Here is an 11,768-nt window from a genome sequence, read left to right as displayed (position 1 = left end):
AATGTATTTTATTTGTCTTAATCTACTTATATTTATAATAAATGCGCTGGCAAAAGCTATACATATCATATTACCACTCGCCGTAAAAGCATCAGCCAAAGTACCCGAATAAGATATGGCGGCCATGGCTACAATCATAAAGGCATATATCTTTGATGAATTGCCAATTACATCGTTCCTCTTGAAACATATATACAGCAAAAATAGAATAATACCTATTGAAAGAGATATAAAATTCTTTATTTCTATCCCGCTACCGCTCATCTTAATAAACATACAATATATTAAAATTATATGTAATATTACAAGCATTAATATACGAAATTCTCTTGTAGTTTTGGCTATAGCTTTTTCATATAAATTAGTATAAATTTCCGCTATTTTTGATCTTATAACATATAAGATGAGTACAGCTATCGATACAATAAGTGAGTTTTTTAGTATCGTTTGATTTAAAGGATATGTGATAAATCTAGTAGCCATAGCGAAAAAGCTGCCTTTGGAATCATTTTCTGTTATAGAAGATAAATTAAAAGGAATGACAAAATTCATAATAGTAAAAAATATAGCAGAGGTAATGAGTAAAAAACCGATTCTTTTTATATAATCTTTAAAACTTGTAGCAACAAAAGCATATGCGACAAACAAACTAGCAAAAAGAACCAAACCCACATTTTGTTTAATGAAAAACAATAAAATACAAAACAAAATTCCAATTATATGATAAATTCTACCCATATTAGAATTGTAATTTTTGATATATTTTATAAAAAATAGCAATGTCAAAAATTCTGTAATATATACGTATGTATGATAATCTTTGGCGATATAGGTGCCGCTATTTATATTTAAAAATGTCGCAAAAAGTGCAGCCACGGCGCTGCTTGTTTTAGAAAAAAATTCTCTTAAAACCAAATACAATAAGATTACCTGTATCATTGCGGCTACTACGCCGATGCAGGCAAATGCAAAGAAATTTATCCCAAATATTTTTTGATAAAAGGCATTTATATATACAAATAACGGAGTCCATGCTAGATAAAAATCTTTATTGATCACTTCTCCTTTATTTACTAAATAAGCATAGGTTTCCCACCAGCCTTCTTGGAGTGAGAAGTAATGGTTAAATATCAGTAAATGTAACGCAAGCGTTATACAAAAGCAAAAAGCAACCATCAAATTTTCTAAAATTTTAGTGTTAAACATATTTACCTCAAATCATTTAAAATCATTTTCGCGTTCTCGTCGAAAATTTTACCTTTCAAATGCGCTTTGCAAAATTCCACTATGAGCCCGTGAAATAGCGCATACACGCCGTTTTCGTTCTCCAGCTTCCCTGCTTTTGCCGCCGCATCGCAAGGAGAGTTGGCGGAATTTACAAACTCGTAGATCCGCTCAAATTCTAGCTCGCCTAACCACGCGCTAAGCTCGTCGTAGCTTTCAAACTCATAGCCTAAAGCGCCCAGCAGCCGCGCCGAATAGCTGTCCGCAACCATCACCGCGCGCTCGCACGCATAGCACAGGATCGCATCGCAGCTCTCCGCACCGATCCCCTTGCGCGCTAGCAGCCACTCGCGGCTAACGCCCGCTTTAAAGCTCTCAAAGTCTCCAAAATCCGCGATTATCACTTTGCAAAGCAAGCTTAGGCGCCTAGCTTTTTGATTATAAAATCCGCTTACTTTAATGATCTCCGCAAGCTCCGCTTCGTCTAACCCGGCAATCCCCTCTAAGCTCAAAAGCCCCTTGCTGCGCAGGTTTTGCAGTGCCGCGTCTGCATTGCGCCACGCCGTATTTTGGATCAAAATCGCCCCCACGACCACCTCAAAGCTTCCGAACCCTGGCCACCAGCGAAAATCCTTGATTTTCACGGCGTGAAAAAGCGCGATAAAAAGCTCGGTCGCGCTCATTTCGCGCCTCCGAAATTTCTAGCAGCGTTTTTAAAATTTCGCGCAGTAGCGGCAGTTTGTCGCACGTATTTCGCTACCGCGATAAAATTTACGCCAAATTTAAATTCGCGTGCCGTATTCATCTGCCGCCGCCTTTTAAATTTGCAAAAAATTCCTCGCCAAAGCTCAAGAAAAATTGCTTTGCTGCGCGGCCGCTGCGGCTTGTGCGAAGCATCGCAAACTCCCGCGCCTTTGCGTGCAGCGCGTCTAAATTTGCAGCAAAGCTCAAGCGAAATTCCGCCACGCTCATACCTTGCGCAGCCGCAAAATAGGCATCTACGATCCCTAAATACTCCCCCATGCTCCCGCCGTAAAAGCTTAGCTGCAGCCCAAAGCGCTCGCTAAGGCTGATTCGCTCGTTCGCCGCGTCGCTTAGATGCAGCTCGCCGCGGCTGATCTGCGCGGCGTCGTTATCGCTTGCGCATTCGCCTACGATGTGGCGGCGGTTGGACGTCGCATACATCAGCACGTTGCGCGGCGCGCGCTCTAAGGATCCTTCAAGCAGCGGTTTTAGGTGCTTGTAACCGCTCTCGCCGAGCTCGAAGCTCAAATCGTCGCAAAAGATGATAAATTTAAAATTTGTTTCGCGAACCGCGTCGATTATCTCCACGAGATAGCCCAGATCATCCCTGCCGATCTCGATGATCTTAAGACCTTGCGGGATAAATTTAGAAAAAACCGCCTTCGCAAGGCTTGATTTGCCGCAGCCGCTCTCGCCCCATAGTAGTGCGTGGTTGGCGCTGCAGCCGCGCAGGAAGGCGTCCGTGTTTTTTATAAGAGCCGATTTTTGGCTCTCTAGCCCCACAAGCGCGTCAATACCCGTGAAATCGATATCACGAACGATTTTTAGCGCCTTTTTATTCGCGCGAAATACGGCGACCTGTGCCGCATGCCAATCAATCGCGCTAAAATCGCTAAAGTAAATTTGTTCGCGGGCGCCGCTTTGCGCGCTTTTTAGGACGGCCTGCGGCGCTAAATTTAAACCGCTCGCCGCGTCCAAATTTAAATCTTCGCTCCCGCTTTTGCTCCCGCTTTTTTTGATATTCTCATCGCAAGTTCGCATTTTTTAGCTCCCTTCGCAGATAGATCAAAATTTCGCTTATCACGTCGTCATCGTCGCGCGTCTGTGCCTTTAATCGCACCTTATCGCCATTTGCAAGAGTGATTAAGATATTTTCGTCCATGCTCGAAATCACGCGCAAGCCAAGCTTCGTAGCCAAAACCTTAATCATCATCACGTCGATAAATTGCTTAGTGTAAATGTCCGCGCGCCCGAAGCGGTCCTCGATCTCGCCGAAAATTTCAAGCACTTCGCCCGCCTCGGCGCACTTGCTAAGCCGCCTGTAAAGATCCAAGCGCAGGCGATCCTCTCTGATAAATTCCGAGTTCAAAAAGGCGTTTACCGAAATTTTAAGCTCCACGCTCGCAGTGGCGCTCTTTCTGCTTAGCAGCTTGCCGATCTCCTCTTCGAGCATCTTTAGATAAAGCGAGTAGCCGATCGCTTCGATATGCCCGCTCTGCGCCTCTCCAAGCAGGTTTCCGCCGCCGCGAATCTCCAGATCGTGATACGCCAGCACCGAGCCGCTACCCAAAAATGAGTTGCTCTCAAGCGCTACGAGCCGTTTTAGCGCGTCCTGCGTAAGAGCGGTTTTATCCTCGATCAAAAAGTAGCAAAAGCCCTGCTTATTGCTGCGCCCGACGCGACCGCGCAGCTGGTGCAGATCGGCGATACCGAATTTATCGGCGTTTTCGACGATGATCGTATTTACGCGCGGCATATGAATGCCGCTTTCTACGATGCTGGTGCAAAGCAGTAGATCGTATCCGCCCGCTACAAATTTTAAAATTTCATCCTCCGTAGTTTTAGCGTCGATCTTGGAGTGTAGAATTAAAATTTTAAGGCTCGGCAAAATTTCAAGCAGCTTCTTTTTGGCGCTTTGCATCGTCGCGATGTGGTTATGGACGTAAAAAATCTGCCCGCCGCGTCGCAACTCGCGCGAGATCGCCTCTTTTATGATCTTTTCGTCCCACTGCTTGACGAAGGTGCGCACGTCCAGGCGGTCCTGCGGCGGACTAAGCAGCGTAGAGTAGCTTTTAATCGAGCTTAGCGCCATATTCAGGCTGCGCGGTATCGGCGTTGCAGACATACTAAGCAGGTGCGAGGTGGCGCTTTTCTCTTTGAGCCGCTCCTTTTGCTTAACGCCGAATTTATGCTCCTCATCGATGATTATAAGCCCTAAATTTGCGGGGTTTAAATTTAAAAGCGAGTGCGTCCCGACCACGACGATCGCCTCGCCGCTTTGCAGACGCTTTAAAATTTCACTCTTTTGCCTCGCGCTGCTAAAGCGATCGAGCTTGAAAACGGGAATTTCAAACTCCCTAAAACGCTCGCTAAGCGTGGCGTAATGCTGCGAGCTAAGTAGCGTCGTAGGTACGAAAAACAGCACCGAATGACCGCTGCGGATGCAGGCAAATATCGCATTCATCGCAACCTCGGTCTTTCCAAAACCCACATCGCCGCTAAGCAAGCGATCCATCACCTTGCCGCTTTGTAGATCCGCCAAAATCGCGTCCACCGCCTTTTGCTGATCGCTCGTGTAGCTAAAGCCGCTTGCGCTTAGAAATTTCGCATAATCCGCGCTTTCGTTTTTTATGACGAGCCCCCGCACCAGCTCGCGCTTTGCCGCCAGTGCGATGATCTTTGAAGCGATCGCGAAGAGCTTTTCGCGCACTCGCTCTTTGATTTTGCAAAAGCTCGCCCTGCCCAGATGATCCAAGCTCACTGCGCCACCGCTTGCTACGTAGCGATCGATCTTGTTTAGATACTCTACCGGCAGCAGCAGCTTGTCGCCGCCCTCGTAGAGCAGGGATACGAACTCCTTGCTGCGCCCCATCACCTCGATGAGCTCAAGCCCGTTAAATTTAGCGATACCGTGATCTTCGTGAACGACAAAATCGCCCACGTTTAGCTCATCCAGAGCCAGGCTCGATCTTCGCACGCGCTTTTTAGGCGCCGCTTTGTTTAGCGAAAGGATGATCCGCTCGGCGCTTATTAAATTTACGACGAAATTCTCGCGTAAAATTTCGATATTGCTAAATCCGCTAAGATCAAACGGCGCGAGCAGCGCGTCGTTTCGCGCGATTAGCGTGATAGCCTCGCTGTGGTGAAATTCAAAAAATTCCTGCGACGGCGTCACGGCGAGGTCTTTAAATTTACGCGCCGCGGGCAGTACCTCGATCGCGTCTAAAAAATCCAAATTGCGCTCGGAAAAAATTTCATCCTTTTTGATCTCGTGCAGCAAGACGCAATCAAACGCGCTCGTGTAATCTACGAAGCCCTCGATGAACCAAAACCCGAGTGAGCCCAGATCGCGCGCTAGCGCGTCGCTATCCGCGCGCGATATCTTTTCGCTCACGCTTTCAAACTCGTCCTCGCTTAAATTTGCCAAAAACGGCGCTATCTCGGTCTGCGCAAGCTCATCTTTTTCGCTTTTTTGCGTCGCAACGTCAAAGCGCCTGATACTCTCAACCCTCTCGCCGTCGAGTAGAATTCTAACCGCGCTTTCGCTCCCTACCGAAAAAATATCGATGACCTCGCCACGGAAGCTAACCTCGCCCATACTTTCGACGATGTCGCGCACGTCGTATCCCAGGCGTAAAATTTCATCTTTCAGCTCGCTTAAGTTTAACTCAGCCCCCAATTTTAAATTTAGCGGGCGCAGATGGCTTGCGGCGGGGAGTTTATTTAGGATCGTGCGGACGGGCGAGATTAAAATTTTTTTGCCGCTTGCTTTGTAAAACGCGCTAAGAGCGGTGCTGATACCCGCAAGCTCACCCATGTAGCTGCGCAGATCCTCGCCGAAGCTCGCTCTAAAATCGGGCAGGTAAAAGGTCGCGTAGCCCATAAATTTAAGCACCTGCTCGCACGCCGCAGCCTCTTTATCGTCCTCGCAGATCAAAAGCTCTTTTTGGTTTTGCAAAAAGTATTCGTAAACCTCGGCTTGCATTATTTAAACCTTTCGATCTGGTGCTGCACGACGTTTGCGATCTCCTGCCACGATACGTTAGGCTCCAAGGTCGAGATATTTTTGAAATTCTGCGCGTTCCAGCTCATAAAATTTGCAGGATCGACGCTTTGAGCCAAAAACCTAACTTCGTAATGCAGGTGTGGACCGGTGCTATAGCCGGTGTTACCGCTATAGCCGATAAGATCGCCCTTTTTAACCCAAGAACCGGGCGTTACGACCGCGGAGCTAAGGTGGCCGTAGCGAGTCTCAAAACCGTAATTGTGCGATAGAATCACCAAAATTCCATATCCGCTACCACTGCCACCTGCAAACTGCACGAAGCCCTCTGCCGTCGCAAACACCGGAGTGCCCTCGCTCGCTCGCAAGTCGATGCCGTGGTGCATCCTCATAACGCCGCTGATTGGATGAGTGCGCATCCCAAAAGGGCTAGTAACGCCGCGATACTGCATCGGAAGTCCGTTAGGCACAGCGCTAAGAATCGCGCTCGCCGTTTTTTCGCTAGCTGCGATGTGCGCGCCGGAGCCCTTTTTGCGCTCCTTTTTCATCTCATTCATCGCAAGCATTACCTGGATATCACTATCCAGCCCCCCTCCATCGTCCTCGCGTCCGTCCAGCTTGGCAAGCACCTCCTCATTTTTGCTCTCAAGCGCGATATTTTGCTCTTTTAGCGCGAGATTTTCGGCGTATAGGGTTTTGTTTAGCTCCTTTAAATTTGATCGGTCGCTCGCGAGTTTAAAGATCGCAAAAAACAGAACGAGCAGAAAAATTACAAAAAACGCGGATAAAATTTTAAGTTGAAATCTAAAATTTTCGCCAAAATACAGCGTCTTGGTGCCGAAGTGATCGCTTAGGGTGAGTTTAGTTTTAGCCACGGCGCGCCTCAAGCCATAAAATGAAATTTTCTACCAAATGAAACGAGCCAAAAACCAAATACTCCTCGTCCGCTCTAAGCTCACCACGAAACGGCGAATGCCGAATTTTAAGCGCGTCAAGCGCACGGATTATCGCCTCTGCCGCCATTTCGCGATCCGCAACCTCGTAGTTAAAGATCTCTACGCGCTCTATCACGGGTGCTAAAGTCCGTAGCACCGCGGCTACGTCTTTATCGGCAAAAGCGTTGTAAATCAACACGATCTTTCTGCCCCCGTAGATTTCGGTAATTTCGCGGGCGATTTGCTGTGCCGCAAGCTCGTTGTGTCCGACATCCACGCGTAAATTTGGCGCCAAAACTTCCATCCTGCCGCGTAAATTTAGAGGCAGCAGCTGTGAAATTTCAAATTTCAAATTTAAAAATTTCATCGCAGCAAGCGCTAGGGCTAAATTTGAAATTTGAAATTTAGGCATATTATTGTGCGCGCAAAACTCCGCGATCTGCGCTTGCTCGCTCTTGCTTAAAAGCTCTGTTGCAAACCTCAAATGAGTTCCTTTTTGCTCTGCGATCTGCCTTGCGATACGAAGCGGAACCTCGCTCATCTCATCGCTTAAAATCGCCTCCTTATCCATCGTAATGAGCTTGGTGTGGGCGATCTGCTCTAGATTTTGTCCTAGCATGCCCAAATGATCGGTGCCGATCGGTGTAAAAAGCGACAGCATGCGCCCGAAGCTCGACGTAGCGTCAAACTCGCCGCCCATCCCCGCCTCGATCACGCAGTAATCGCAATCCCTAAAAAGCACTGCCGCCGCAAGAGTGAGATACTCAAAATACGACAGGCTATCTTTAAACTCCGCGGGCAAGCTCTCTTGCAAAAACTCATGCGCGAAATCAAGCTCCTCATCCGTAGCATCGCGCCCTAGCGAAATGGGAAGCGAGCTTTGAGCGGATTTAAAATTTTGCTCCGGCGAGAATTTGAAATTTTGCCCAGACGGCAATTTGAGATCTTGAGAATTCCATAAATTTTGTGTAGAAGCAGAATTTTGCGTATCTATGGAATTTCGCCCGATAAAATTCTGCTCGCTACAAAAATTTCGTGTGGTAGAAACGAAGCTTTGCAGGGCGGAATTCTGCTTGCTATGCAAATCCTGCGTGATGGAATTTTGCAAATTAGAAATAGAAATTTGAGAGGCGGAATTTTCTCTGCTCGCAAAATTTTGCATCTTTGCGGAATTTTGTTTTTCCGTAAAATTTGACGCCGAAGCGGAATTTTGCTCGTTTTTAAAATTTGAAGCGCCTGAATTTAACGCAAAAACAGGGCTTTGCGCGATGCGTCCGCCTAGATAGATGCGCTCGTTGAGCCTAAAAACATGCGGGCTGGTGTAGTGCCCGACGTTAAAGCCCGCTGCGGCGATCGCATTAGCCAAAAACCGCCCGGTGCTGCCCTTACCATTGGTGCCGATGATCTGGATGACGTTTTTGAGCGGAATTTTATCTTTAATGGCAGCATACGCCCGTGGGAAGCGCTCATAGTCGATTTTTTTGTAATAAATCGGGCGATTTTGCAAAAATTCTTTAATGCTGTGCCCGCTCAAGTCTGAATCCCCTAATCGCAAGCGCCGAAATAAACTCGTCAAACGCCTGCGCGGAGGCATTTTCGATCGCCTTGTAGCGGTCCTTATCGCTAATGATCGAGCTCGTATCGTAGCTATTTTTGACTAGGCGGCTAACTTTAAAATCGTAATCGCCCACGCAATCCTTGCTGAAAACCTCGCCGTTTTTAAGCTTGGTGCTAAAATTTACGATGAGATTTGCGCGGTAGCTAGTGACGTAGCCGAACTGATCGTATGAAAGCTCGCTAAAGCTTAGGCTTTTTATGCTCGCTACTACAATCGTCTGCGCCGAGTTTTTATCCGAAAGGCTCATCCCTAGGCGCTGAACTATACCCTGCCTGATCGCATCTTTGATCGCGACAGTGTTTTGCGGATCGGTCTTGCTCATCATCACATCCACAAATACGCTTCCACTCATCGTCTCTTTTGCAATCCTTGAAACGGGCTTGTAGCCGCAGCCGATTAAAAAAATCAAACAAAAAATGGTTAAAGCTTTTCTCATCTTCGCCTACTTTACCACCAAATTTACGAGCTTGTTTTTGACGTAAATTTCTTTTACGATGCTCTTGCCCTCTAGCCATTTAGCGCAGTTTTGCTTCGCAAGGCTCAAAATTTCGCCCTCGCTTAGGCCTGCATCCGCTTCAAACTCGGCGCGTTTTTTGCCGTTAATCGTGACGGCAAGTTTAATAGTATCGCTTTCGAATACCTCTTCGCAAACTCGCAGTTCGCCGAAATTCTGCCTCTTAAACAGCTTCTCGCTAAGCTCGGCGCAGATGTGCGGCACGATAGGCTCGAGCAGGTTTAAAATCACAAAGTAACCCTCGGTGAATACGTCTTTGTTGCTCTGCGCGTTTAGGGCGTTTAGCGCCTCCATACACGCGGCGATTAGGGTATTAAAAGCAAAGCTGCTCTCATAAACCTGCTGTGATTTCTTAAGCGCCTCGTAAACTTTGAGGCGGGCGTATTTTTCCTCTTTGTTTAAAGCGGCGTGGTCGATCTGCGGAATTTTATCAGTAGCATAAGCATTTTCGGCGCGATCGTAGAGGCGGCTAAGAAATTTATACGCGCCCTCTACCGCGCTGTCGTTCCACTCAAGCTCCTTTTGAGGAGGCGCGGCAAAAAGTATAAAAAGTCTCGCCGTATCGGCGCCGTATCTCTCGATAATATCATCGGGATCGACGGTATTTCCCTTGCTTTTGCTCATCTTTGCGCCATCTTTTAGCACCATACCCTGGGTTAGCAGCCGCTCAAACGGCTCGCTATCGCGCAGATAGCCTATGTCGCGAAGAGCCTTTTGGAAAAATCTCGCATATAAAAGGTGCAAAATCGCGTGCTCAATGCCGCCGATATACTGATCGACGTTCATCCAGTAGTTCACGCTTTGCTCGTCAAACGCTCGCTGCCGCCACGTCCGCTCGTCGCTTGCGTAGCGCGCGAAGTACCACGAGCTTTCAAAAAATGTATCGAGCGTATCGGTCTCGCGCACCGCGTCGCCGCCGCATTTAGGGCATTTGCAAAACTTCCAGCTAGGATGCGCGTCTAGCGGATTGCCTTTGCCAGTGATCTTAATATCCTGCGGAAGCTCTACGGGCAGATTTGAAATTTCTTCGCTTACGAGCCCGCATTTTGGGCAGTGGATCATCGGGATCGGCGCGCCCCAGTAGCGCTGGCGGCTCACTCCCCAATCGCGCAGTTTAAAATTTACCACGCGACGCCCAAGCCCTAGCTCTTCAAATTTTGAGATGACGGCGCTTTTTGCCCTCTCGCTATCCATGCCGCTAAACTCTTCGGAATTTACCAAAACTCCGCTCTCTACGTAAGCTTTGCTAGCGTCGCAATCGCCGCTTTTTGGAACGATGCTTTGAATGATCGGCAGGTTAAATTTCTTCGCAAACTCGAAGTCTCTCTCATCGTGCGCAGGCACCGCCATAACCGCGCCGCCGCCGTATTCTGCTAGGACGAAATTTGCGGTCCAAACGGGGATCTTTTTGCCGTTTAGCGGATGAAGCACGCTGATTCCGAGGCTCACGCCGTCTTTATCGCTTGCTTGGCGCTCGCGCGGGCTTTGATTTAAAATTTCTCTCACCTTCGCCGTAGCTTCCACGTCGAGTAAGCCTTCATCCAAAAGCCTCTTTACAACCTCGTGTTCCGGCGCAAGCGCCGCGTAGCTCATGCCATAGATCGTATCGGGGCGCGTCGTAAAGACCTTAAAGCCCTCGATGCCGCCAAGTTTGGCGCTGCTTTGCTCGTCAAATTTAAAGCTAAATTCCAAACCCTCGCTGCGTCCGATCCAGTTTTCCTGCATCGTAAGCACCTGAGCGGGCCACTTGCCCTCAAGCTGTTTTAGGCAATCCAAAAGCTCCTGCGCGTAGGCGGTGATTTTTAGGTAGTAGCCAGGCATCTGCTTTTGCACGACCTCATTGCCGCAGCGCCAGCACCTGCCCTCCTCAACCTGCTCGTTGGCAAGAACCGTCTGATCGTGCTCGCACCAATTTACCACGGCGCTTTTTCTGTAGATGAGTCCTTTTTCAAAAAGTTTGATGAAAAATTCCTGCTCCCAGCGCGTATAAAGCGGATCGGAGGTAGCGAGCATACGGCGAGCCGAAAAGCTAAAACCCAGGCGGTGCAGCTCATTTTTCATATAATCGATATTTTCGTAAGTCCAAGTTTTAGGGTGAATGCCGTGTTTGATCGCCGCATTTTCCGCAGGCATTCCGAAGCTATCAAAGCCGATCGGCTGAAGCACGTTGTATCCGCGCAGCCTATAATAGCGACTCAGTGCGTCGCCGATGCTATAGTTTCGCACGTGCCCCATGTGGATGCGGCCGCTTGGGTAGGGAAACATCGAAAGGATATATTTTTTAGGCAGGCTATAATCGTCCTTAGGCTCAAAAACTCCCTCTTTATCCCAAATTTTCTGCCATTTAAGCTCAATACTTTTACTATCGTAAGGCATTTTGCGCTCCTAGAATTCGTCTTTAGTTTTTGCTGACTCAATCGCTATTAAAATTAGCGAGAAAAAGTTTGCAAGTAGCGCGCCGATCGCAAGCGAGGTCACGATCGACAGATCTCCCGGCGCTACTACAATCAAAACGAACGCCGGTATGAGATGCAGATCCGCTACGAGCGAGCTTGCAAAAAGCTCAGCTGCTAGCATATTTCGCACGCCTACCTTCAAAAGCGTCGAGACTGCATTCACGCTGGTTGCTATGAAAAGTAAAATTTCATTCTTCTCATACAAAAACCCGCCTATCGTAGTCATACTCATCAGCGCAAAAAATATGTAAATTACCCTTCCCCAGTTCATCTT

At 47.9% G+C, this 11,768-nt stretch carries 9 protein-coding genes and 1 pseudogene; all 10 read right to left on the bottom strand.

The genetic code is table 11. The features are described from left to right. The coding region (locus Q0144_RS01700; protein ID WP_298061160.1) for a glycosyltransferase family 39 protein at positions 1–1,206 on the bottom strand (1,206 nt) is incomplete at its 3' end. A gap of 2 nt (positions 1,207–1,208) precedes the next feature. Beyond that, positions 1,209–1,907: a 3-methyladenine DNA glycosylase gene (locus Q0144_RS01695; protein ID WP_298061159.1), complete on the bottom strand. Its 699-nt coding sequence runs from the start codon at positions 1,905–1,907 to the stop codon at positions 1,209–1,211. Then, entirely contained in the window at positions 1,904–2,029 is a 126-nt protein-coding gene (locus Q0144_RS01690; protein WP_298061157.1) for a hypothetical protein, read from the bottom strand. The genes Q0144_RS01695 and Q0144_RS01690 overlap by 4 nt, the downstream gene beginning before the upstream one ends. Further along, positions 2,026–2,847, bottom strand: a complete 822-nt coding sequence (locus tag Q0144_RS01685) for an ATP-binding protein (RefSeq protein WP_298061168.1) — start codon at positions 2,845–2,847, stop codon at positions 2,026–2,028. The genes Q0144_RS01690 and Q0144_RS01685 overlap by 4 nt, the downstream gene beginning before the upstream one ends. Positions 2,848–2,992: 145 nt before the next feature. Then, positions 2,993–5,953 carry a DEAD/DEAH box helicase gene (locus Q0144_RS01680; protein WP_298061156.1) on the bottom strand — a complete coding sequence of 987 codons (2,961 nt, stop codon included), beginning with the start codon at positions 5,951–5,953 and terminating at the stop codon, positions 2,993–2,995. Next, positions 5,953–6,846 (bottom strand): M23 family metallopeptidase, encoded by an 894-nt coding sequence (locus Q0144_RS01675; protein ID WP_298061155.1) that lies wholly within the window; start codon positions 6,844–6,846, stop codon positions 5,953–5,955. Before Q0144_RS01675 ends, Q0144_RS01680 begins: the two co-directional genes overlap by 1 nt. A gap of 1,363 nt (positions 6,847–8,209) precedes the next feature. Next, a pseudogene (locus tag Q0144_RS10565) lies at positions 8,210–8,383 on the bottom strand (bifunctional folylpolyglutamate synthase/dihydrofolate synthase); the annotation flags it as partial. A gap of 37 nt (positions 8,384–8,420) precedes the next feature. Then, the gene (lptE, locus tag Q0144_RS01665; RefSeq protein WP_298061151.1) at positions 8,421–8,960 is read right to left on the bottom strand and encodes an LPS assembly lipoprotein LptE; all 540 of its coding nucleotides are present in this window, start codon (positions 8,958–8,960) and stop codon (positions 8,421–8,423) included. A gap of 6 nt (positions 8,961–8,966) precedes the next feature. Continuing rightward, positions 8,967–11,414, bottom strand: a complete 2,448-nt coding sequence (gene leuS, locus Q0144_RS01660; RefSeq protein WP_298061150.1) for a leucine--tRNA ligase — start codon at positions 11,412–11,414, stop codon at positions 8,967–8,969. Positions 11,415–11,423: 9 nt separating this feature from the next. Beyond that, on the bottom strand, positions 11,424–11,765 hold the full coding sequence (locus Q0144_RS01655; RefSeq protein WP_005872279.1) for a DUF6394 family protein: 342 nt from the start codon (positions 11,763–11,765) through the stop codon (positions 11,424–11,426). Between the last annotated feature and the right edge of the window lie 3 nt (positions 11,766–11,768).

Source organism: uncultured Campylobacter sp., assembly GCF_938045345.1.
GTDB lineage: Bacteria > Campylobacterota > Campylobacteria > Campylobacterales > Campylobacteraceae > Campylobacter_B.
This window is presented reverse-complemented; position numbering and strand designations above follow the sequence as displayed.

What these genes read in the sequence shown, in the direction of transcription:
- Q0144_RS01695 (WP_298061159.1), bottom strand. Translation starts at nt 1,907, where the DNA reads ATGAGCGCGACCGAGCTTTTTATCGCGCTTTTTCACGCCGTGAAAATC.
- Q0144_RS01655 (WP_005872279.1), bottom strand. Translation starts at nt 11,765, where the DNA reads ATGAACTGGGGAAGGGTAATTTACATATTTTTTGCGCTGATGAGTATG.
- Q0144_RS01690 (WP_298061157.1), bottom strand. Translation starts at nt 2,029, where the DNA reads ATGAATACGGCACGCGAATTTAAATTTGGCGTAAATTTTATCGCGGTA.
- Q0144_RS01680 (WP_298061156.1), bottom strand. Translation starts at nt 5,953, where the DNA reads ATGCAAGCCGAGGTTTACGAATACTTTTTGCAAAACCAAAAAGAGCTT.
- lptE (WP_298061151.1), bottom strand. Translation starts at nt 8,960, where the DNA reads ATGAGAAAAGCTTTAACCATTTTTTGTTTGATTTTTTTAATCGGCTGC.
- leuS (WP_298061150.1), bottom strand. Translation starts at nt 11,414, where the DNA reads ATGCCTTACGATAGTAAAAGTATTGAGCTTAAATGGCAGAAAATTTGG.